This window comes from Natrialba chahannaoensis JCM 10990 (assembly GCF_000337135.1).
GTDB lineage: Archaea > Halobacteriota > Halobacteria > Halobacteriales > Natrialbaceae > Natrialba > Natrialba chahannaoensis.
This window is the reverse complement of sequence record NZ_AOIN01000056.1, coordinates 151,598-173,093: the sequence shown is the minus strand read 5'-3', so window position 1 is coordinate 173,093 and position 21,496 is coordinate 151,598. Positions and strand designations below refer to the sequence as shown.

Annotated in this window: 17 protein-coding genes; 6 read left to right on the top strand and 11 right to left on the bottom strand. The window is 60.3% G+C overall.

Annotation, left to right across the window (positions count from 1 at the left end; genetic code table 11):
- Positions 1-3 precede the first annotated feature (3 nt).
- Complete coding sequence (locus C482_RS09790; protein ID WP_049896621.1) at positions 4-318, bottom strand: AbrB/MazE/SpoVT family DNA-binding domain-containing protein; 315 nt, start codon at positions 316-318, stop codon at positions 4-6.
- 267 nt (positions 319-585) lie between these two features.
- On the opposite strand from C482_RS09790, the gene C482_RS09785 reads away from it, so the two are divergent.
- Complete coding sequence (locus C482_RS09785; protein ID WP_049896609.1) at positions 586-1,308, top strand: MaoC family dehydratase; 723 nt, start codon at positions 586-588, stop codon at positions 1,306-1,308.
- A gap of 130 nt (positions 1,309-1,438) precedes the next feature.
- Here C482_RS09785 and C482_RS09780 read toward each other — a convergent pair whose 3' ends face one another.
- The 6 genes from C482_RS09780 to C482_RS09755 form a co-directional block, all read right to left on the bottom strand.
- Positions 1,439-2,239 carry a beta-ketoacyl-ACP reductase gene (locus C482_RS09780; RefSeq protein WP_006167431.1) on the bottom strand — a complete coding sequence of 267 codons (801 nt, stop codon included), beginning with the start codon at positions 2,237-2,239 and terminating at the stop codon, positions 1,439-1,441.
- Positions 2,236-2,835 carry an HTH domain-containing protein gene (locus C482_RS09775; protein ID WP_006167430.1) on the bottom strand — a complete coding sequence of 200 codons (600 nt, stop codon included), beginning with the start codon at positions 2,833-2,835 and terminating at the stop codon, positions 2,236-2,238. Before C482_RS09775 ends, C482_RS09780 begins: the two co-directional genes overlap by 4 nt.
- Before the next feature lie 296 nt (positions 2,836-3,131).
- The gene (locus C482_RS09770) at positions 3,132-5,171 is read right to left on the bottom strand and encodes a SpoVR family protein (protein WP_006167429.1); all 2,040 of its coding nucleotides are present in this window, start codon (positions 5,169-5,171) and stop codon (positions 3,132-3,134) included.
- Positions 5,164-6,492, bottom strand: a complete 1,329-nt coding sequence (locus C482_RS09765; RefSeq protein ID WP_006167428.1) for a YeaH/YhbH family protein — start codon at positions 6,490-6,492, stop codon at positions 5,164-5,166. The genes C482_RS09770 and C482_RS09765 overlap by 8 nt, the downstream gene beginning before the upstream one ends.
- 28 nt (positions 6,493-6,520) lie before the next feature.
- On the bottom strand, positions 6,521-8,806 hold the full coding sequence (locus C482_RS09760) for a PrkA family serine protein kinase (protein WP_006167427.1): 2,286 nt from the start codon (positions 8,804-8,806) through the stop codon (positions 6,521-6,523).
- Position 8,807: 1 nt separating this feature from the next.
- Positions 8,808-10,880, bottom strand: coding sequence for a PrkA family serine protein kinase (locus tag C482_RS09755; RefSeq protein ID WP_006167426.1), 2,073 nt, complete (start codon positions 10,878-10,880; stop codon positions 8,808-8,810).
- A 675-nt stretch (positions 10,881-11,555) separates the two neighbouring features.
- Between C482_RS09755 and C482_RS09750 the strand changes: the two genes are divergently transcribed.
- Both C482_RS09750 and C482_RS09745 read left to right on the top strand, forming a co-directional pair.
- The gene (locus tag C482_RS09750) at positions 11,556-11,978 is read left to right on the top strand and encodes a DUF5820 family protein (RefSeq protein WP_006167425.1); all 423 of its coding nucleotides are present in this window, start codon (positions 11,556-11,558) and stop codon (positions 11,976-11,978) included.
- Between the two features lie 52 nt (positions 11,979-12,030).
- A complete protein-coding gene (locus C482_RS09745; RefSeq protein ID WP_006167424.1) occupies positions 12,031-12,477 on the top strand; it encodes a UPF0179 family protein in 447 nt (148 codons plus the stop codon).
- Between the two features lie 206 nt (positions 12,478-12,683).
- Here C482_RS09745 and C482_RS09740 read toward each other — a convergent pair whose 3' ends face one another.
- The 3 genes from C482_RS09740 to aceA all read right to left on the bottom strand — a co-directional run bounded on the left by C482_RS09740 (position 12,684) and on the right by aceA (position 15,672).
- Entirely contained in the window at positions 12,684-13,022 is a 339-nt protein-coding gene (locus C482_RS09740) for a winged helix-turn-helix transcriptional regulator (protein WP_006167423.1), read from the bottom strand.
- Between the two features lie 266 nt (positions 13,023-13,288).
- Positions 13,289-14,593 (bottom strand): malate synthase AceB, encoded by a 1,305-nt coding sequence (gene aceB / locus C482_RS09735; RefSeq protein WP_006167422.1) that lies wholly within the window; start codon positions 14,591-14,593, stop codon positions 13,289-13,291.
- Positions 14,594-14,634: 41 nt separating this feature from the next.
- Positions 14,635-15,672, bottom strand: coding sequence for an isocitrate lyase (gene aceA / locus C482_RS09730; RefSeq protein WP_006167421.1), 1,038 nt, complete (start codon positions 15,670-15,672; stop codon positions 14,635-14,637).
- Positions 15,673-16,447: 775 nt separating this feature from the next.
- Here aceA and C482_RS09725 point away from each other — a divergent pair.
- From C482_RS09725 to C482_RS09715, 3 genes are all read left to right on the top strand, one after another.
- Entirely contained in the window at positions 16,448-18,949 is a 2,502-nt protein-coding gene (locus tag C482_RS09725) for a penicillin acylase family protein (RefSeq protein ID WP_006167420.1), read from the top strand.
- Positions 18,946-19,494, top strand: a complete 549-nt coding sequence (locus C482_RS09720; RefSeq protein WP_006167419.1) for a hypothetical protein — start codon at positions 18,946-18,948, stop codon at positions 19,492-19,494. Before C482_RS09725 ends, C482_RS09720 begins: the two co-directional genes overlap by 4 nt.
- 298 nt (positions 19,495-19,792) lie before the next feature.
- Positions 19,793-20,773 carry an aldo/keto reductase gene (locus C482_RS09715; protein WP_006167416.1) on the top strand — a complete coding sequence of 327 codons (981 nt, stop codon included), beginning with the start codon at positions 19,793-19,795 and terminating at the stop codon, positions 20,771-20,773.
- A 45-nt stretch (positions 20,774-20,818) separates the two neighbouring features.
- Here the strand turns inward: C482_RS09715 and C482_RS09710 are convergent, their stop codons facing one another.
- Complete coding sequence (locus C482_RS09710; protein WP_006167414.1) at positions 20,819-21,373, bottom strand: hypothetical protein; 555 nt, start codon at positions 21,371-21,373, stop codon at positions 20,819-20,821.
- Between the last annotated feature and the right edge of the window lie 123 nt (positions 21,374-21,496).

The window sequence follows — 21,496 nt, the reverse complement described above, 5'->3', positions numbered from 1 at the left end:
TGCTCACTCTTCGCGGTTGCGTTTGACAGGGACAACGATTGTTTGGACAATATCTCCCTCTTCGATATCGAGGGCCTCCCGTTCCGGGCCAGGTATGCTGACTCGGCCGTTGCTCTGGACGCGGGCTTTGAACGTCGCTGTGCCCATATTCATCGGTCCGAACGGCATTATCTCCTCGAACGGGTTCGCTGAGCTAGCCTGAACCATCTGCTTCATCAGTTCCTGCTGGGACTCAGCCACTTGCTCACCAGCTTCCTGCATTTGCTCGGTAAACATCGCAGGTGGAAACCAGAGTGATCGGTCGGAGTCGTCCATCATCAGCTCTATGGACGACCCGTCCATTAATAAAGTTTCCCCGCATATACCATTTGATACCATTAGAAGACATTAGATGGTAGCAAATGTGTTGTAGGGTATTTTGTTGGGTGGACCCTGCGTTGTAACGCCCTCTGAAAGGACTCGATAGCGATGATGATACCAAACGACCCGAATACTACCTTGTAGCGACAGCCTAGTTGTTTTCAAACCGTGATCAATTGTGCGCAGCACAGAAGATTTAACTCCTGCTCACATAGCCGTTTGCAGATGCCTCAGCAAAATACGGGGGAATTCGATTTTACTGCGATGATCGATGCTTGGTCGGCAATGACACAGAGTGTTATCCGGACCACAGCCGCTGCCAACCGTGCGACGATATCTGCTATGACACCCCCTGCCGAGGCGGGTTACTCCGACAAGAACAACTCGAGTAGTAGCTCGGACGAGGCAGGTGTCAAGAGCGACAGCATCTACAGGACCACCACTGACGGGGCAGAGACGACGGATTCCGTCTCCGCTCCGATTCCGTCAGTCGACTACTCGATCTCTGACTGGGAGTTCGAACGCACCGTTGACGATCCAGCCCACATCAGCGTTGGTGACGTCGTCACCTTCAGAAAGACGCTCTCGGAAGACGATGTCCAGGCATTTGCTCGCATCAGCGGCGATACGAACCGACTTCACCTTGATGACGAGTTCGCCGCCGAAACGCGGTTCAGCGAACGTGTCGTCCACGGAACCCTCGTTTCCGGACTCATTAGTGCCGCACTTGCGCGCCTTCCCGGACTCACTATCTATCTGTCACAGGATCTCGAATTCTGCGGCCCCGTCGGCATCGGTGACAGCGTCTCCGCACGCGTCGAAATCGTCGAATCCCTCGGCAACAATCGGTATCGGCTCGAAACCAACATACGCAATAACGATGCTGACGAAATTGTTATTCAGGGTGAAGCTGTGGTCATGATCGATACGCCTCCTACGGATAACTGAGCACGTGTCGCGCACGAACACAGTATCGTTTTCGTTTGACTCCGTCTGGCAGGCAAGACATCGCTTCGAGGGCACGGGACTGACCTGCTGTCTTGCAAAGTGGTCCTCGCCACTTAGGACGAGAAGGGCGTCAAAGGTCGAGTCCTCCGTTGACATCGATCACTTCGCCAGTGATGTAGTTCGATTGTTCGCTGGCAAGATAGCGGACGATCCCAGCGATTTCGTCCACGTCAGCGAATCGCTCGAGCGGAATCTCGTCGCAAAGCTGATCCTGAACCTCCTCCGGAATAGCCTCGACCATCTCCGTCCGGGTGAAGCCGGGTGCGATACAATTGGCTGTCGTTCCAGAACCTGCCAACTCGAGTGCAAGTGAACGAGTAAACCCGAACAAACCGCTTTTCGCCGCTGCGTAGTTCGCCTGGCCGATGTTTCCTTGTTTGCCGATTACGCTCGAGATGTTGATGATTCGACCGTCGTCGGCAGTCTTGAGGTCGTCGTAGAACGCTTGGGTACAGTTAAACGTCCCGTGCAGCGAGACATCAATCACGCGGTGCCAGTCATCAGCAGTCATATTGGCGAATGTGCGATCGCATGTGATCCCCGCGTTATTGACGAGTACGTCGATTGGACCGAACGCATTGTGAACCACCTCGCGCATCGTTTCAATTTCGTCGCGATCGGTAACGTCAGCCTGGACCGGATGTGCAGTTCCCTCCGTGTCAGCTGTAGTAATTGTATCGGCAACCTCGTTGGCCGCTTCTTTAGAGGATCGATAATTGACAACGACGGTCGCTCCGTATCGTCCCAGTTCGCGGGCGACACCGCACCCGATACCCCGCGAGGCACCGGTCACCAGACACGTCCGTCCTGCGAGCGGCTGTCGAGGAGGAAGTTCCAGATTGGCCGGCTGTTCGGCGAGTTCGACCGTCATAGCTGCTCCTCCAGCATTGTTGTCTGATCGTGTTGGGCGGGCCATGCGGCACTTTCTCCCATATCCGTTTCGACTTCGGAAAGCCAGCTATCGACAGTGTACGTCCGCTCTTCCCCCACCTGGGACCGTTCCGTATGCGGGACGACCCCTCGAAGCGACTCTGATCCGCCATCTGTATCGGCGTTCGTTCGTTCCTCGTAAATCGCCAGCGCCACAAGCGGAACTCGAACCCGTTCATGCGGCGCATTGGATCCGATTCCGAACGGCGACGTTGGAACTCCTTCTCGACGGAACGCTGGCTCGAGCGTGACGCCGTGCTGTTCGCTCCAGTTTTCGAACTCGGTCATGAGCTCGTCGCGCGTGACATCGTTTTCCCTATTCGTCTCGGTAGCCGAACGGTGCGCTGGGGGCCACTGGAGGACTTGATAGTTGGTAATGGGTCCATCCTCACAGAGGCGTTGGAGGCGTCCGATGGTTGCCTTAATCGTCTCAGTGATGGAAGCAGGAACGGTAGAGCGAACATAGCAGTCGACGCGGAGGTCTTTGTTCTGATCGGTATCGATTGCCGAGAAACCCACGGCGTTACTGACTGCCATATCCTCCCTCCGTGTAGGAGACAAGATACTCTTGTCGTGATTCAAAGCCCGCTAGTTCTATCGTCTCCCGTTGTGGAGGCACTATCTCCTGTTTATTCGTGGACATCATAGTTACAGAGGACGGCAACGGCTTGTCATATAAATGTCGGGTGATGCGTGTGCACAATCGCCACTAACCAGCAGCAGAGAGTATGATTATTGGATGGTATTATATGCTGAACAGGCGCAAAACCAGACAACAGCGGCGCAGGACCATACAACCACACTATCAGGTACTACCATACCGACCGCTTCCTTCAGGCCAGCCAGTCCTCCGGCTTCGTGTCGTAATCCACGTCATCGGCTGCGAGGTGTTCGACTGTGTCCCAGCGCACGTCCTCAGTCGTCACTTCCTCGCCGTCGTAGCGGATGAGCTTGCCCTGTTCTTCGGCCTCGGGCTCGCGGTTCCGCCGCTTTGCGACCTCGATATCGTGCTCGTTGACCTCCTTGACGATCGTCAGCAGGTTCACCGGCCGACCCCAGAGTTCGAAGATGCGCTTCAGCGTCTCCGTCGCTTTCCCGAGATCGAGCATCACGCCGTTGTACTGGTGGCCCAACAGTAGTTCGTTCGCGTTGTTGTAGTTGCCATCGTAGACCGCAATCGTCGGCTTGCCGAAGTTGGTAAACTGCAACAGGAGTTTCTTCTTGACATCTTCGGCGGCGTCGCTTGCAACGTGGAACTGGCCCGTCGCCTTCGAATGCTCGTAGGTGAAGTAGTTGTTCTCCGTGATGAACTCCTGCGTGAGGAACTCGTCTAAGAACGTCACGTCGTTGTGGCTCTCGCGCACGTCGAAGAGCCGATCCCAGCCCGCAGTGTAGTCGACTTCGGCGAGCGCCTCTTCGACCGACGAATAACGGGCGTCGTCGAACAGGTATCGCCCGATGCGCTCGAGTTCGTTCTGATTCACTCGCGAAAGGAACCCACGGTTCTGGCGCTTGACGAGCGAGTAGTGACGGCGTGCGAGCCCCTCGTAGGTGAGCACCTTCCAGGGGTAGCGGTCAACGTCGATCTCGTCCTCGCGAGCCAACTCGAGTGCCTCGTGGTCGAGCCACTCGTCGGGCACGTCCGCGCTCGCGAGGTCGTCGATCGTCTCCGACGTGATCGAGTCGATTTCGGTGGGCGGCTCGAGCTGGTCGCGTACGTCGTCGAAGTCGACAACGTCCGTCAGGTTACGCCAGGAGAGACCCTCGACGCGGAGCAAGTGCTCTAGGACCTCCTGGCGGTTCGTCGTGTTCTCGACGTACTCCCACAGCTCCATGCCGAGGCTGTAGGGGTTGAGGCCGCCGGAGGCGAGCACCTTCGCCATGTGGTCGGCGTAGTTCATGAACTCGTCTGCGCCGGCGAAGCCCTCGTCGGTCATCATCGTCGACTCCCAGTAGGCGGCCCAGCCCTCGTTCATGACCTTGGTCATCTTCTGGGCGGCGAAGTAGTACGCCTCGGCGCGCATCATGTCGAGCACGTCCCGTTGCCACTCTTCCATCTCGACGGCGCGCTCGGCATCGGGATCGTACTGCTTGCCATGTTCACGGACGAACGCGAGGACGTCCTTCTGGGGCACCTCGGGGAACGTGACGCCGCCGTCCTCGTCTTCGAGGCGTTCGAGCCACTCTTCGTCGAACACCTCACCCTTGATCTCGTCGGAGAGCTCGAGCTCGTCGAGTTTTTCGGCGAGGTCCTCGTCGAGGTCGGCCGTCACCGCGGGGCCGTCGACGTCGAGCCGTCGTTCGAACACCTGGTGCTGGTCGATGTTGTCCTCCAGACTGAGACAGTGGTCGATCCACTTCTCGACCTCGGCGCGGTCGATTTCGGGATCGGACATGTACTCGTCGATCGCCCGGGCGTGGCGCTCGAGCATGGCTGCGGCGTTGACTTGCTCTTCGTCGGCGCGGCCGCTGGTGAAGAGGCCGAACCACTCGTTCTTCGCGAAGAAGTCCGAGTGGGCCTCGACGTGGGTGATGACGGCCTTCTGGTCGGCGATGGTGTTCGACTCCTGGAGGAATGCGTGGGCCGGGTTGTCGTTGTTGACGATCTCGAAGGCCTTGCCGCCGCCGTACTGGCCCTGCTTTTGTTGGCGGTCGTACTGCATTCCCCACCGCCAGTGTGGGTACCGCGACTGGAATCCGCCGTAGGCGATGAGTTCGTTCATCTCGTCGTAGTCGATGATCCAGTAGTTGACCGGATACGGCTCAAGGCCGAGTTTTATCGCTAAGTTGCGGGCCTCGGTGACCGGCTCCTCGAGTTCGGTCGCGATCGCCTGTTTGCGGAATCTGTCGGCGTTGGTGTTGCGCTTACTCATCTGATTCACTCTCCGTGCTGAGAATCTCGTAGATCGCGTCGGTCACGTCGTCAGCATCGTTGACGTACGCGATCGCCACGTCGTCGGCATCGGTGCCGAAGTGGCGCTCGAGTTCCTCGGCGTGGGTGGCGTTGATCGCGTTCCCGCTTGGCTGAGTCTCCACGTAGGCGTGGAGGTTCGCGGGGATCTGTTCCATCATCGGGATCACGCGCTCTTCGGTGTCGTTACTCGAGTTCTCGGAGTCACCCGCCGCGAAGACGTAGCGGTTCCAGTCGCTCCAGGGGTACTCCTCCAGCAACTCGGCGGCGAGATCGTACGCACTCGAGATCTTCGTGCCGCCGCCGGAGCGGATGCCAAAGAAGTCGTCGCGTTCGACCGCCCAGGCCTCGGCGTCGTGGGCGATGTAGACGAACTCGGCGTTGTCGTACTTGCCCTGGAGGTACCAGTCGAGCGGGGTGAAGGTTCGTTCGACGAGTTCGCGTTTCTTTTCGCGCATCGAGCCGGAAACGTCGCGGATGTTGACCACGACGACGTTTTTCTCCTTCTCCTCGATGATTTCGGGGTAGCGGTAGCGTTCGTCCTCGCGGCGGAAGGGGACGTGTCTGATCCCTTCGCGTCGGATCTGCTGTTGGACGCTCTCGCGTTCGACGTTTGCCTCGACTTCTGAGATTGAACCCCACGTGCCCCGCTCGGGCTCGGAAACGTCGCTGTAGGCTTCCTCGATCCAGGCCATCGAGACGGGGATATTCTCGCCGCGGGCCCACTCGAAGACGTCTCGCGGCGTGATGCCCTCGACCTTGCAGAGTTCTTTGAGGAACTCCTCGTCGAAGTCCATCGCAAGCTTGCGCTTGAGCCCCTCCTTGAACATCCGCTCGAAGTCGAGCGTACTGTCCGGTCCAGTTCGGGTGAGGTCGGTGAACGGTCCCTCCTTCTCTTCGATAACGCGTTTCCCCTTCGGCTCAAGGTCGAGTCCGAGCTCCTCGTCGAGTTCTTCGGCGAACTCCTCGGGGTCCATCTCGTAGTACTCGTGCTCGCCACCCTCATCGCCGGGTTCGTCGCCATCACCGTCGTCGTCGCCCGGCTGGGGCTGTGGCTGACCGACCGGCTGGCCGGGCTGTGGGGTGCCGTCTTCACCCTGTCCGACGCCACCCTGATCGCGCTGATCGTACTCGAACTCGGGCAAGGAGACAATCTTGACCGGAATGTTGATCTGGTCGGGTCGGCCGCTTCCGAGTTCACCGTACTGGATGAAGTCGGCCAGATCCTCGCGGCGCTGTTCGCCAACCTCACGGAATCGTTCGAGGTCGTCTCTTAATCCCATGCTTGCACCTCCTGATTAGTCATCCCTCTCAGTCCCATCTGTAGCTCACCTGTCCCATGACGTGTCTGCTGGTCAGTTCGGCCGACGCCTCGGAGTAATCGAACTCCGCCACCATGGTCTGGATCGTGTTCTCTTTGACGGACGCCGTCTCGGTCCCGCTCGGCGGGTCGTCCCACTGGCGCGGGTCGAAGTCCTCGAAGGTCCGACTCACGTCGTCCCAGTCGTGACTCTCCAGGACCGACTTGATCACGGGGATCGCCGTCAGATCCACGTCGGCCACCGAGAAGTCCTCGTCGCGGTGCTCCCAGGCGTGGCGATTCAGGGAGTTGATCACCTTCTCACGGCGGAAGTTTCGGACGCTCTCCCGGGGGAGGTTCCCCTGGTACTCGTCCTCGGAGAACCGGCCGAGGTGCTCGATTTCGAACAGCTTCATCTTCAGCGGATCGGGCTCGACCTGTTCGCCACGGTCGTTGTACAGCGGTTCGTCGGTCTCCCAGGCGTAGACCTGTTCGACGTACTCGCCGACGGTCTCCTCGTCGACCCGCTTCTCGTGCATGATTGCCTCGATGACGTCTGACTCTTGGCGGTCGAAGATGTAGTTCTTGACCGGGACGACGCGGTTCTCGAACTCCGAGCGTTCGCCGGTCGAGAACACTGGCGCGTTCGCCATCCCCTCGGCCATCGCGTTTAGTACATCGCGGGGCATGACGACATCCTCGACGGACAGATCGGTGTGGTGGCGGTCCCGTTCTGTCTGGAGCAACTCGGCGAGGGTATCGCGGGTGTAGGTGACCGGGATGCCATGGTCGCCGTCGTGACCGTCGTCGTCGAAGTCGAACTCCTCTTTCTCGCGGCGGGTGTCGCCCTCCTGCAGGTAGCCCTGATCGTAGATCAGCGCCTTGTCGACCAGGTCGAGCCCGTTCGGCAGGTCCTCCTCGTCGAGGCGGGTCACGACGGCGTACAGGGCCGCTGCCTCGATAGCGTGCGGGGCGAACTCGCGCGTTCGCGTCTCGCCGTCCTGGCTTTTGATCGTCGCCCGCACCGGCTCGCGGATGCGCTCCTCGAGTTCGTCGTAGCTGTCGGCCTCCCAGACCTCGGTCTCGTTGGTCAGTTCGCGGCGGATAAGTTCGGTTTCGAGGCTGAGGTTCGTCAGGTAGCCAAAGCGGTGCTTGTCGAGCCGTCGTTTGAGCGCCTTCAGCGGGTCCATGCCGTTGCGGTCGGCGTGCTGGTTCAGTTGGGCCTCGAGGTCGGGGTTCGAGATGATGAGCAACTGGGTGTCCACGTCCATCCCGATTCCCTTGTCCAGTTTGACGGACTGTTCGTCGGGGACGTTCAGCAGCTTCTGCAGCAGGTCGGCGTGCTGGGCCGCGTCCTCAACGATGGTGAGGACGCCGTTGCCCTGCGACAGCACGCCGTCGTAGCTGAACGCCTGCGGGTTCTTCCGGCCGCGCGAGTCCAGTTCCTGGAGCATGCCGTGCATCCAGGAGCCGACGAGACGCTCTTTTGGCCGGCCCTCGTCCTCCGAATGCAGCACGCCGACACCCTGCCCGATATCGACGACGTAGTTCTTCACCCGCAGGTGCTCGCTGTCGGCGATCGCCGAGAACAGCTCCTCGCTGCCCTCGCGACGGTAGCGCTCCTCCAGGAAATCGTACGCCTCCCGGGAGAACGGGTCGAGCTCAGTGTCGATCCGAACCGGAACGTGGTCCTCGAGTTGCTCGTTCAGATCGGCGAGCACCTGCGAGCGGACCTGCTCCGGAAAGACCGACAGCGGGTGGGACTGGACGGGGCTCTGGTACCAGTTCTGGTCGTCTCCCGCCGTTGGATCGACGCCGTAGCTCAGGCTGCGGTCGCTCGTCTCGGCTGTGGCGACGTTCCACTCGATGGTGTACCGGCGACCCTCTGGCGTCTTCGAGTACTCCCTGAGACCGTTGACGAGACAGCGTTTGAGTTCGGACTTGCCCGTCGCTGTCGGCCCCTCGAACCAGATTATTTTCTCGTCTTTCGCCCGGCCGGCGGCGATCGAGCGCAGATCGTCAACGAACCCGTTCAACACCTCTGTGTTGCCCAGGATGGCGTGCTCGCCGTTGTTGTGCGGATCGTCGAAGAAGCGGTAGCGCTCCTTCTCTTCGCCTTCCTCGACTACCGTACGGGTACCGGCCGCTTCGATCGCCTCGAGCAGATACTTCGAGGCATGAGACGCAATCGTCGGGTTCTCGAAGATCCGGTCGACGTACGCCGCGAGCGCCATCGGCTCCTCGTAGGTCTCCTCGAGTTCGCGGTCGGCCTCGGTGACGTAGTCGCTCCCGGTCATATTAGTCTTCCATCTCTGCCTTGGCGACCTCCGCGCCGGCGAACTCGAGTACCTCCTTGGCACCGTCCTCGGAGTAGCCCTGTTCCATCAGCGCGTCGATCCAGGCGGAGCGTTCGTCGTCGTCGAACTCGTTGGCCGACACCAGTGCCGAGAAGTTGATGTTGTGCTTCTTGTCCTCCCAGAGCTTGCGCTCTAGGGCGCGGCGCAGGCGCTCGTTGTCCTGTGGGTTGAACGCCTCACCCTCGCGCGCCCGGCGGCTGACCCAATTGCTCACTTCCTGACGGAAGTCCTCCTTGCGGTCTTCGGGGATGTCGAGTTTCTCCTCGACCGAGCGCAGGAACGTCTCGTCGGGTTCCTGCTCGCGGCCCGTGAGCTCGTCCTCGATCGTGTCGTCGTCGATGTAGGCCATCACGTGGTCCATGTACTTCTCGCCCTGGCGCTGGATCTCGTCTAAGTCGTAGGCGAGCGCGTGGCGGACGTCCTCGATGGCGCGCTCCTTGTACTCCTCACGGACCGTCTCCAAGTAGCGGTAGTACGTCTCGAAGTTGTCCTCGGGGATGGAGCCGTGGTGCTCTAGGTTCTCCTCGAAGAAGTTGAACACCGTCAGCGGCGAGAGGAACCCGCGCGAGCGGTGTTTGGAGTCCATGATCGCCTCCGCGATCTCGTCACCGATGAACCGGGGCGAGACGCCGACCATGCCTTCGCCGATTTCGGCCTTCTGCTCGGCTTCATCACGGAGCTTCTTCACGTCGATATCGTCACCCTCATCGATTTCACCGTTGTAGGCTTTCGCCTTCGAGAGGAGGTCGACCGTCTCCGCGTCGGGTTCCTCGATGCGGGTGAGGACACCGAAGAGGCCGGCCATCTCGAGCGTGTGGGGTTCGACGTTGATGTCCGGCACGTCGGCGTTGTTCAGCATCTTCTCGTAGATCATCGACTCGTCCTCGTAGGAGAGGACGTACGGGAAGTCGATCCGCTTCGTACGGTCGTTGAACGCCTCCATCTTCTCGTCGCCCTTCTTGTCCTTGTACTCGGGCATGTTCGTCCGGCCGACGATCACCTGGTCGATGTCGATCCGCGGGTTGTTCTTCGGCTTGATCGTCTGCTCCTGGGTGGCGTGCAGGAAGTCATAGAGGAACTCGCGTTGCAGTTTGAGGAGTTCCTCACCGGAGAAGATACCGCGGTTCGCGTTACAGAACGCACCCGAGTAATCGAACGCACGCGGGTCGGACTCGCCGTAGATGGCGATCTTCGAGTAGTTGACGTCGCCCGTCAGTTCGGTCTCGTCCTGGTTCTTCTTGTCCTTGGGCTCGAACGTTTCGAGTCCCTGGCGCTTGTTCTCGTCGGCGACGAAGCGAATGATCTCGATGTGGTTTTCGAGTACCTGCTGGAGGTCGTCGTCGTAGTAGGCGAGCAGCCTGTCCATGTAGAACTCGCTCTCGGGGTCGAGCGACTGCTCGTTCTGGATCGTATAGGGTGCGTCGAGGCGCTCGTTGATGTCGTCGATCACGCGCTGGCGCTGCTCGCGTGGCAGGAGAACGAGCGGATCCTGATTCATCGGCGAGCGAACAGTGTCGTCGGCAGGGTCCTGGTCCTTGATGACGTCACAGAGGTTCGTCCAGCGGAAGGTGTACATTCGACCCTCCTCGTGGAGCGTGTAGTCCTCGAAGTACTCCCGGACCTGCTTGTCGAAGTGAGACTTCCCCGACCCGACCGGGCCGAGCAGGAGCTTAATACGCCGTTCGGGACCCAAGCGGCGGGCACCAGATTTCACCTTGTTCACGAACTCGTGAATCGACTGGTGGATCACCTTTCCGTAGAAGGTGTTCTCACCGTCGTTTAGCGGGTCTTCACTCGCTAGCTGATACTCGACGACACCCTCTGTCTCGTCGTAGGTGGTGCCGTAGTAGTCAAACATGTCCGCGACGCGTTGGTGGGCGTTGCGGGTCACTTTGGGATCTGCGTACACCTCCTCTAAGTACCAGTCGAAGGATTTGGTCTCCCGCAGGTCTGCGGGCATCGATTCCTTGTACTCCGCGCTCAGTTCCTCGAGCGTCTCGATGTCACCAGTCATGATATCTTGCCAGTTGTGGATCCCCGTCGATTTGGTCACGTTCGTCGGTCGTCAGTGTCGGTGTCGGTCCGTGATCGCGATCGCGAGCGGTCTCGCAAACGCACGAGGCGACGAAACAGCGTGGGTCCTGCATCAGTGGTCCATCGACGGCTCGACTGCCAGTCACAGTCGACCCGCAGGTGACTCTCGTGGCTTCCCTCCAAGCCGAGACGGGGCTTCTCGGTGGGGACGCGCTCGGACGAGCGCCGGCGACGACGGTATGTTGTGTCATGTGCGAACTACCACCACGCACCAGTGCGAGACGACCGTATCTTCAGTCTCGCACGACGGCGTTCCACGATCGGGCGTGGGTAAATCGGTCCGTCGAACGGATACCGATAGTATTTAATGATTGAGTAATCCAGGTACTTAACGTTGGCCCCAAAAGGTATTTGTCAGAAGTGAACTACCGGCAACTCATGCCGAGAGGCACCGCTGTCGATTGATACCACGACACTCATTTCGCGACTATCGACGTAAATTCTCGGCCTGCATTGCCGTGGTTTGCTCGCGCGCGCTCTCCTAGGAACAGTGATACGTTAGACACTATGTGTGCCCGCTCTCGTCACACTCACTGAGAATCGGACTGCGTGGTGTGACGACGAACCTTTAGGGGCGCTTGACCAACCCGCAGCCATGACCACACTCGAGTCCCTGCCAGATTCCTGGGACGTCTGGTCTGAGGGAGCGGACGGCCGACTCGTCCTCGCTTACCGGCCCGACGTGTTCAACGGCGACGACTTTCCCGCCCCCTGTCTGCCGACGTTGTACCTCACACACGGCAGGCGGACTCGCCGCCCGGGGCAAAACCCGAGTGATACGACGGGCCAGACCGACTGGTACGTCACGTTCTATCTCGAACCCGAGGTGACACTCGAGGGCGGCACCAGCTTTCCGACCCGGAGCGAAGCGCTCACAGCGGCGGTCGATCTCGCCGAACAGTTCGACGCCGGTGACATCGACTACCGCGCGTGCTATCAGGTGCCCCGAGAGCAGTACTTCGAGCGGTTGGACGAGCTTACGGGCCGTGGATCGTCTACGGCACGTGATTCGGAATAGGCGTCTCCCCAGTGACGTGAGGCTTAACCGCGAGTGGTGAATACTCCAGGGTATGACCACCGTCACGCTCATCGGCTCCCGCCTCGCCGATCCGGGAACCGAATTCGTCTATGAAGGCGAGGCCGACGGCTGCGCGGGCTGTCCCTACCGGAGCCAGTGTCTCAACCTCGATACCGGCACCAAATACCGCGTCACCGCCGTCCGCGAAAACGCACAGACACTCGAGTGCGCCATGCACGACGGTGGTGTCCGTGCCGTCGAAGTCGAGCCCGCGTCCGTGCGCGCAAACATTCCCTCCAAGGGCTCGTTCGCAGGGAGCAAGGCGAGCCTCTCGGGGCCGTGTCCGTACGTTGAGTGTCCGAGCCACGAGTTCTGCGAACCTGACAGCGTGGCGTTCGACGAAGAATACCGGATCAGCGAGATTCTCGGCGACCCGCCACACGAGGTCTGTCATCTCGACCGGTCGTTGCAGCTTGTTGAACTGGATATGGACGGCTGATACGGATCAGTGTCGCGTTTTGCCGGTGACCACCGCCTCCGCTGAGTGATCACTAGTAACGAACGACAACAGACCATGATCGGTGCCTCCTGACTGTTTCAACAGCGATTGAGGCAGGATTCTGCGGGTCATCTGACCCGTGGTCGGTGACTTAGTCGAAACGCACTCTCGATTCTAGATCCCGTTTCCGGTTGCTCACTCCCGGGTCAGTCTTCGTCGAGCCAACTCCCCGCCCAGCACTCGATCTCGTTGAACACTGGCTCGAGTGACTCGCCCTTGTCGGTGAGGCTGTAGTAGGTCGCGATCGGGGCGTCTTCCTCGATGCGGCGCTCGACGAACCCCATCTCGCCGAGGTCGTCTAAGACGCGTGAGAGCGTTCGCGCGTTTGCGCCGGTCGAGCGCTTGAGTTCGTTAAAACGCTGTTCGCCGGCCAGCAGTTCGTGAAGGACGGCCAGTCGCCACTGCGAGCCAATCTGTTCGAGCGACTGGATAACAGGGCATGCACTGGTGTCTTTGTTGTGGGTCTTCGTTTGGGGCGATGACATTGTTCAACTGTTCCTATACACTGGTCCCCCATAGCAGTTCGGGTTCGAACCAGATAACATTGTGTTAGCTACTGGCCGCGTTCCCTATCGGAGCCACTACACGTCACTGCACAACTGTTGTGCTGTCAGTGTGTAAATTGTTATAGCTGGTACGTTAGAAATTGTTCGTGAGCGTCTCGAGTGCCGTCTGTCTCACAGAGCGATCCGCGCTTGCGAGTACTTATTCCTGGGGATCACGGCTCAGGGATCCGACCCACGAACCGGTGTTAGCCGACGTTCATCGCCCGTTTCACGACGTGTTCGCCGTACATCTCCCGCAGTTCCTCGCGTTGATCTGGACGATTCTCGTAGACATCCTGGAACAGGCTGATCGGCGTCTGGGATGCCTGGTACGTTGCCTCATCCCACATCCGCTCGTCAGAGATCGTCACTTCGATCCCATCGATGCTGAGCGTCGTCGAGTTATCCATCGCAATTGCACCCGTGCCGGCTTCGGTGGCTTCTTCGAAGGTTTCCATCGAATCCACGATGTCGTTGAGACTCGGGACGTAGTCGGTCAGCTGCAGAAGCTCTTCGTGCAGTTCATCATCGCACACCGTTCGCTCGTTAGAGCCGACTCCGAGCCTGTAGCGATCTGACTCGATCTTCTCGAGTGACAGTTGCTCGCCATCGTAGACCTGAACATCGTCTTCCGCGTTGAGTTCGACTGCATGGCCGTTCACGTCGATTAGCCAGGTCCCGGTTTTCGGTGGAAGCGGAGCTGCATTCGCTTCGATCACCTGTTCAGGCGTCAACGCCCAGATGCCGAGCATTCCTTTCGCCTGGTTGGCAGTCATGCGCTCGTGATAGCCGTCGATATCCCGGATATCATCGTAGGGTCCGTCGATTGCAATCAACCCGTTGGCACTTGCACTCCGTGAGGTGTTGTGCCGTAGCTCCGGCCATGCAGGTAACTCTCCAGTGGGTGTGATTGCTCGCATGTCCTTCGTGTAGTCGACTTCGCCATCGACGAGGAGAGACAGGCGCTCGAGATTGTTCGTGGGTTTTCCGATCTCGTCGCGGAGGTCTGCAAGCGCTAGTTCTGCCTGTCCACTTTCAACGATTACGGACATGGACAGTCTCCCTTCGTCTAAGCCGTACTCGCTTTCGATGATGGTGAGACACTCGTCGGCTTTTTTCCAGTCATCGATGTCGCCAACTTCCGGGACGACGAAGCCGTCGATGTACTCGATGGCTCCCCTCTCGGGGTCGGCGATGTACAGCATCTGTTGGAGTCCCTGGTATCTGGTGTCGGGTCGGTCTCTGTGCCAGACGATTCGAGGATGGATCTCGCCGGGGAACGATTCGCCGTGCTCTGCGACGACGTCGACGATGTTCTCGATACCGTCATCGCGCATCGAGGGGGCTGTCGCGTCCTCGTTGTCCGGAACCCACACATCTGGTGCGCGCATTCCGCGAAGCTGGACCGCACGCCGGAGCATCTTTGCGGAATCAGCCTCGCCCTCCACCGCCGCTGGGGAGGTGAAGAACGTTCGCACGAACGATCGATCGTGTTGTCCGTCAGACCGCATAGTGGTAGTCTGGATTGACATAGGGGAGCAGTGGTACTGTTTTAGTCGCTGGTGTCTGACGTGAGCGGCTCGGAGTGCTCCTCGCTGAATCCCGCGGATTCCGCCATCCGCTCACGTGCATCTGGGTCGAACTCGGACTCGATGTCCTGGTATCGTGGGACGAACGAGAGTTCGTGGTGGCTTTCGGTCTCGTGACCGAGGTATCGGTTCTCGAGGTCGAACTGTGCTGCTTCATCGTTTTCGGCGATGTTCATCAGGTCCTCATAGACGGCATGCGCCCCGGAGTGAAGCCCATAGAGGGTGATGAATATGTAGCGATAGCCGAGCGAACCAAGTTCCGCAAACGTCAGTGGATCGTCCTCTTCGCTCCACGCGAACGACGATGAATAATTAAACGCAAGATCCAGGTCAGGATGTGTCTCGTGAATTGTCTCGGCATAGTTGATCGCATCCTCGCGAGACGGATCCGGCATCTCGGGCCAGACGAGGTCGACGCCGGCGTCGGCGTAGATACGACCTCGCTCGAGATGTTCCTCCCAGTCGCCGTTGGCCGACCCGTACGCGTCGGTTCGAGCGATGATGACCGTGTCCTTACTCTGTTTCGCATCGACCGCGGCTTCGAATCGTGATCTGGCTTCCTCGCGGCCGACAATCTGCTTCCCAGCGATGTGACCGCAGCGCTTTGGGGAAGTCTGGTCTTCGATATGGACGGCAGCAACACCCGCTTTCTCGTATTCACGAACGGCACGGCGAACGTTGTGTATGCCGCCGTAGCCGGTATCACAGTCGGCGATTACGGGCAGGTTCGTTGCCTCGACCATTCGTTTGGCGTTTTCGACCATCTCCGTCATCGTGACCATCTCCAGATCGGGGAAGCCGAACTGGCCGAGAACAGTCGAATAGCCGCTCATGTATGCAGCATCGATCCCTGCCATTTCAGCCAGGCGGGCATCGAGTGCGTGGTAAATGCCCGGGGCGAACGTGTACGATTGTGATTCGAGCAGATCACGAAACTGTCTGCCGGCGGGATTATCAATACGTCGTGCATAAACGTCGTCGTCGAGTTCTGAAGGGTTCATTGTCTGGTATAGTCGCTTGTGTTTGATCGTCGGTTCTGTTCGAGTGGCCGCAGATCCGGAACGAGTGGGGCGTCACACTCGGCTTCTAGCACGATGGTTCGGGATCGCCTCAGCGAGATGCTCCCGGTGACTTGCGGGCAGGATGTAGCCGTGTCGCTCATCGTGCTCACTGGAACGAGTGGCGCGCCCGCATCTTCGATTCCATTGGTGCCACTCCACGTTGCGAGTGGCCTGCCCGGGGAATCCGATTGAGAACGGTGTGAACCGTCGGTTTCTATCGTCTCGGTGGTACGAGTCATGTGTATTTTGGTGGTGGGTTTACGACAGCACGACAGCATCAGCCTAGAGTTCATCATTATCAATCACCACATATACTGAGCCGACGATGTCAGTAATAAAACTAATCCTAGATTGTCCTAGTACAAATCTAGTTGCTTATTTCACCATCAGTTATGTGAACGTAGTCGATTGACAGCTCTGTGATTGCGGTGATAGTGTCGCTACTGTTGCGTTGATTACGCAAGAACCCCCTCCGTATCATCCATAATACCGCCGTCCGATGCCTCCGTGATAGAGTGTTGTCTCATCTTGTACGTTGGTCTATAGTAGCCACTGCAAGTCACTGCACACCTGATCGCACGGCGGCAGCGCGGTTCGGAGCGAGTGAACTGAGCGAGAACCGCGAACGTGCGATCAGTGTGTAACTAGTTGCAGTTGGTACTATAGTTCGAGGAACACAGGGTGTTTATGTAACCCGGGAAACAGGCAGTGAGTAGTGACGAACGATACCACACGGCGAACCGTTCTCGCCGGAGTGCTCGCCGCCGGTGTCGGGGGGCTGGCGCTGACCGACGCCCACGACCTCCTCGACCAGTTTGCCCCCCTGTCGGGTGATGCCTGGGACGCGGCCGACCGTACACTCCCAGAAACCGTCGAGAGCCCCCACGGCGAGGCCAGCATCCACTACGACGAGTTCGGCGTGCCGACGATTAGCGCCGACGAGGAGGAAGCGGCCTACTTCGCCGTCGGCTACGCACAGGCGTTCGACCGGCTCTTCCAGCTCGACCTGCAGCGACGAGTTATGCGCGGGCAGGTGTCCGAACTCGTCGGCGAAGCGATGCTCGCAGACGATGAGTTCCACGTCGCCATGGACTTTGCGGGCGCAGCCGAAGCAACCTGGGAGCACGTGGCCGACACGCCAGCCAGCCCGCTGGTCGAGGCCTACGCCGATGGCGTCAACGCAGTGATCGAGGACGAGCAGTTGCCACTCGAGTTCGAACTGCTCGGAGCCGAACCTGAGCCGTGGACGCCGGTGGATTCGATGCTGATGGAGAAGCAGATTTCGTGGGATCTGACGGGCAATTTCGGCGAACTCCGCGAGGCGATGATTGCGGAACGGCTCGGTGACGACGTTGCGGCTGCACTGTATCCGGATCGGCTGGATCACGATGTGCCGATTCTCCGGGAGGAGATCGACGCGGATCGGCTGGACGAGAACGGTGGGGGAGACACTGGCGACAGCGGATCTGCTGGGATCGGTTCTGTGTCGACGGCAACTGCGCCGGTGTCTGGTTCCGCCGGTTCTGCTAGCAATTCCTCACCCGAGGACAGCGAAACCGACACGACCACCACCGCCAGCATCGGTCCAGCACTAACCGGCTGGCTTTCGCAGTTCGAATCACCGCCCGGCGTCGGCTCGAACAGCTGGGTCGTTTCCGGCGACCACACCGAGAGTGGGCTCCCGATCGTCGCCTACGACCCCCATCTCACACTGATGACGCCGCCGCTGTGGTACGAACAGCACGTCGAGACACCCAACACCTCGGTCCGTGGGGCAACCTTCCCCGGCGTCCCGTTCGTCATCACCGGCGCGAACGACAGCGGCACCTGGTCGTTCACCAACGTCGGCGCGGACGTCCTCGACTGCTACGAGTACGACATCGACGAGGACGGCGAGCGCTACCGCTATCAGGACGAGTGGCGCGAGTTCGACACCGAAGAGCGTGAAATCGCCGTTGCGGGCGGTGAGAACCGGACGCTGACGATTCGGAAAACCGTTCACGGCCCCGTCCTCGAGCGCGAGGGCCAGACCGTCGGCGTCGCCTGGACCGGCCACACAGCCACGCGGACGACCGACGCGATCTACGAGTTCGAGCGTAGTGACGGACTGGACGAGGTACTCGAGTCCACCCGAAAGTTCGACCTGCCCACGCAGAATCTCGTCTACGCGGACGCGGATGGGCGGTCGATGTACTACGCAACGGGCAAACTCCCGATTCGGGAGGTGGACGGCGAGCCGGTATCCGGTAATCAGATCTTCGACGGCTCCGCGGGCGAGGGCGAGTGGGAGGGCTTTACGCCGTTCGGCGAATCCTCCTGGGACGGCTTCGTCCCCTTCGAGGAGAAGCCGCACGCGATCGATCCGGACGTGCTCGCGACGGCGAACCAGCGCGTGGCTGACGACCCCGAACACTACGTCGGCGTCGCCTACGCGGCACCCTACCGGGGCGAGCGGATTTACGACCGCCTCGACGAGCAACTCGAGGGCGGCGAGCCGACGGACCTCGACTTCCATCGCGAACTGCAGAACGATACGTACGACGGGCGTGCTGAACAGTTGGTACCGGAGCTGCTCGACGCACTCGCAGCGAGCGAGACGGACGAGTTCGACGACACAGCGGACACGCTTGCAGACTGGGACTTGCGCATGGACCGCGACTCCCGTGGCGCGCTCGTGTTCGCCCGCTGGTTCGACCACTACCACCGCCAGCTCTTCGAGGACGAGTTCGAGGATGCGGGGCTCGACGAGTCGTACTATCCGAACGACTGGATCGTCGCCACGCTTTCGGCGGACAGCGAGTTCTTCGACAACCGTTCGAAGTCGGAGACGATGCTCGCGGCACTCGAGGACGCCCGTTCGGAAATCGACGCCGAGGGCTGGGAGAGCTACGGCGACTGGAACTCGACGCGGACGATCGAGCACCCCTTCGCCGTCGAAGCGCCGTTTCTGGACTACGAGACGGCACCGACGGACGGCTCGCGGGCGACGGTCAAGAACTACCGCGTCGAGTCCGCAGTCGGCGCAAGCTGGCGGATGGTCGTCGAACCCGGCGGTGACGCGACGGCAGTCCTGCCCGGCGGGAACTCGGGTGACTACTTCTCGCCGCACTACGACGACCAGTTCGATCAGTGGCGAAACGGCGAGCAGAAGCCGATGAATCGTACGGTCGACGATGGCGAGCCAGATGTCTCGTTTGTCGCGGAGGGAGATCAATGACGCCGACATCGGATGACGGCGACAGTGGAGGACAGAACGCGGACCGAGACGGTAACGCGGTGGTGAACGGGAACGGAGATGTGGACGCAGACGCAGAGCCGAGACACAGTTTGGGATCGGAACCGGACCGAAAATCGGGACCAGAACCAGACCCGGAATCGGACCCAGAACTGGAGCCACCGACCAGCACACTCGGCGGCGACGGCATCCCCGCCAGCGTGGAACAGGAACTCGCGTCCATTCGAACGACGCCGCGCCGTCGAGCTTCCGCGCTCGTCCTCGCCGCCGGACTCGGCGTCGTATTCGCGTGGCACCACTGGATCGGCCTCGTCGTCGGCGGTGCGCTCGTTGGACTCGTCTCGACGACGTTCCGGCGAGCGCTGGTCACCGCGGCCGGCTTCGGCATCGTCGTCCTCGGTCTGTTCGTGATCAGCCTGGGTGGGGCGACAGCGCAGGTACTCGAGATGGCACCGATCGTCTACCTCACCGTCGGGGCGGCGATCGGGTTGCCGGTGTTCGGGTCGCTGCTACGCGGAATCGTGTAGCTGAGGCTGTCAGGGTTTGGTGTGGCCCAAGAAAGCGGGGATGACGGAAGAACGGCCGATCGACTGTGCTGTCGTGTCCGCGTCTGTGCCGCTAGTCGCGGTCGAACATGTTCTTGATGCGCGAGACGATGCCACTATCCTCGTCGGTGCGCTGGGTCTCTCGGTCGGAGTGCTCGTCCGTCATATGCACGCGACTGTATGGCCATCCGACACTAAAATTTGGTGGAGGAAGAAGGGCTCTCCGATACCGTTCGTCGGCGGACAGTACTGTTTTCACCCCGCTCGTCGACGCACGCGTATGGAGTACACGACACTCGGTACCACTGGCATGGAGGTCAGCCGCCTCTGTCTCGGCTGCATGAGCTTTGGATCTTCGGACTGGCGCGAGTGGGTGCTCGAAGACGAGGAAAGCAAGGAGATCATCGAGCGTGCAATCGATCTCGGGATCAACTTCTTCGATACGGCGAATATGTACTCGCGAGGCCAGTCCGAGCGCATTCTCGGCGATGCCCTGGCGGAGTTCGATTACCAGCAAGAGGCCGTCGTCGCGACCAAGGTCTACCACCAGATGCGAGACGACGATCCGAACTCGCAGGGGCTCTCCCGGAAGACGATCGAGCAAGAGCTTGCGGCCAGCCGCGAGCGCCTCGGTGTCGACACCATCGACCTCTACCAGATCCACCGCTGGGATGACGAGACGCCGATCGAGCAGACCATGCGAGCCCTCGACGACGCCGTTCGTCGGGGTCACGTGCGGTATGTCGGGGCCTCCTCGATGTGGACCCACCAGTTCGCCGAGGCGCTGCACACGAGCGACAACCGTGGGCTGGACCGGTTCGTCACGATGCAGAACCACTACAACCTCGTCTACCGCGAGGAGGAACGCGAGATGCTGCCGCTCTGTGCGAAAGAGGGCATTGGTGTTCTCCCCTGGTCGCCCCTGGCTCGCGGCTATCTCACGCGTCCGCACGAAGACATCGACGCGACGACCCGCGGGGAAGCGGAAGAGCACATGTACAACCACCCCTATCGCCAGGGCGGCGGCAGAGAGATCAACGAACGTGTCGCCGAACTCGCAGCAGAGAAGGGCGTCACGATGGCTCAAATCGCCCTTGCCTGGCTCTTGCACAAAGACTGGGTCGACGCGCCGATCATCGGGACGACGAGCGTCGAGCACCTAGAGCAGGCCGTCGAGGCGCTCGACATCTCGCTGTCCGCGTCGGATATGGCGTATCTCGAAGAGCCCTACGAGCCGGTTCCGGTGTCTGGGCACACCTGAGCCAGTCGCCGGGTCGCACGCGGATAGTTTGGGGACCGCTCTCCGTCAGGGAAGCGCTTCCGCCGCCTCGGCAAGCTCCGCCTTCGTTTCCCAGCGGTGAAGTCGCCCCTCGGACTCGAGTAGCTCGAAGACGCCGTCCTGCATCCAGCCGAAGGGATGGTTCTCCTCGGTGTCCGGATACTCGCGCTTCAGGACGTAGCTCTTCTCGAAGAATTCGGTGGTGCCCGCGAGTAGGCCCTGTTCGACGAGGAAGTCGCTTGGCTCCTTCTCGGCGACGCCGACAACGTGGGTGACGAGGTCCGCGATGAGACAGAACTTCTGGATACCATTTTCCCACTCGCCGCGGACATCGACCATGCGGAAGGCGTAGGTGTCGGGGCGGCGGTTGAGCCGGTCGACGACGAGGTTGAGCCGGCGGATCGGCTCGCGGTCGTAGCTTCCGAGGACGAAGTAGGATCGTTCGTTCTCGTAGACTGGCGTGAGCTCGCTCAGTGAGTGGAGGATGGCCTCGTTGTCGGCGAGAGTGAGTTCTTCCTGCTCTAAGCGCTCGCGAGCGCTCGTCAGGACCGATACGGGGACGGGTGGCTCGGTGTTGGTCATATCCAATGCGTATCGGCACGCCGTTATAGTCGTTTCCGGGCCGTTTCCGATTCTTCCGATTCTTCCGATACTGGGTACAGACCCTGAAACAGCGCATATCGGCAGAAAACCCCCTTTCCGATT

Bases quoted from the DNA above. Each gene is read 5' to 3' on its own strand.
- C482_RS09790 (WP_049896621.1), bottom strand. From the start codon at position 318: ATGATGGACGACTCCGACCGATCACTCTGGTTTCCACCTGCGATGTTT.
- C482_RS09765 (WP_006167428.1), bottom strand. From the start codon at position 6,492: ATGGGATTAAGAGACGACCTCGAACGATTCCGTGAGGTTGGCGAACAG.
- C482_RS09750 (WP_006167425.1), top strand. From the start codon at position 11,556: ATGACCACACTCGAGTCCCTGCCAGATTCCTGGGACGTCTGGTCTGAG.
- C482_RS09720 (WP_006167419.1), top strand. From the start codon at position 18,946: ATGACGCCGACATCGGATGACGGCGACAGTGGAGGACAGAACGCGGAC.
- C482_RS09710 (WP_006167414.1), bottom strand. From the start codon at position 21,373: ATGACCAACACCGAGCCACCCGTCCCCGTATCGGTCCTGACGAGCGCT.
- C482_RS09775 (WP_006167430.1), bottom strand. From the start codon at position 2,835: ATGGCAGTCAGTAACGCCGTGGGTTTCTCGGCAATCGATACCGATCAG.
- aceB (WP_006167422.1), bottom strand. From the start codon at position 14,593: ATGCGGTCTGACGGACAACACGATCGATCGTTCGTGCGAACGTTCTTC.
- C482_RS09715 (WP_006167416.1), top strand. From the start codon at position 19,793: ATGGAGTACACGACACTCGGTACCACTGGCATGGAGGTCAGCCGCCTC.
- aceA (WP_006167421.1), bottom strand. From the start codon at position 15,672: ATGAACCCTTCAGAACTCGACGACGACGTTTATGCACGACGTATTGAT.
- C482_RS09785 (WP_049896609.1), top strand. From the start codon at position 586: ATGCCTCAGCAAAATACGGGGGAATTCGATTTTACTGCGATGATCGAT.
- C482_RS09760 (WP_006167427.1), bottom strand. From the start codon at position 8,806: ATGACCGGGAGCGACTACGTCACCGAGGCCGACCGCGAACTCGAGGAG.
- C482_RS09740 (WP_006167423.1), bottom strand. From the start codon at position 13,022: ATGTCATCGCCCCAAACGAAGACCCACAACAAAGACACCAGTGCATGC.
- C482_RS09770 (WP_006167429.1), bottom strand. From the start codon at position 5,171: ATGAGTAAGCGCAACACCAACGCCGACAGATTCCGCAAACAGGCGATC.
- C482_RS09755 (WP_006167426.1), bottom strand. From the start codon at position 10,880: ATGACTGGTGACATCGAGACGCTCGAGGAACTGAGCGCGGAGTACAAG.
- C482_RS09780 (WP_006167431.1), bottom strand. From the start codon at position 2,239: ATGACGGTCGAACTCGCCGAACAGCCGGCCAATCTGGAACTTCCTCCT.
- C482_RS09745 (WP_006167424.1), top strand. From the start codon at position 12,031: ATGACCACCGTCACGCTCATCGGCTCCCGCCTCGCCGATCCGGGAACC.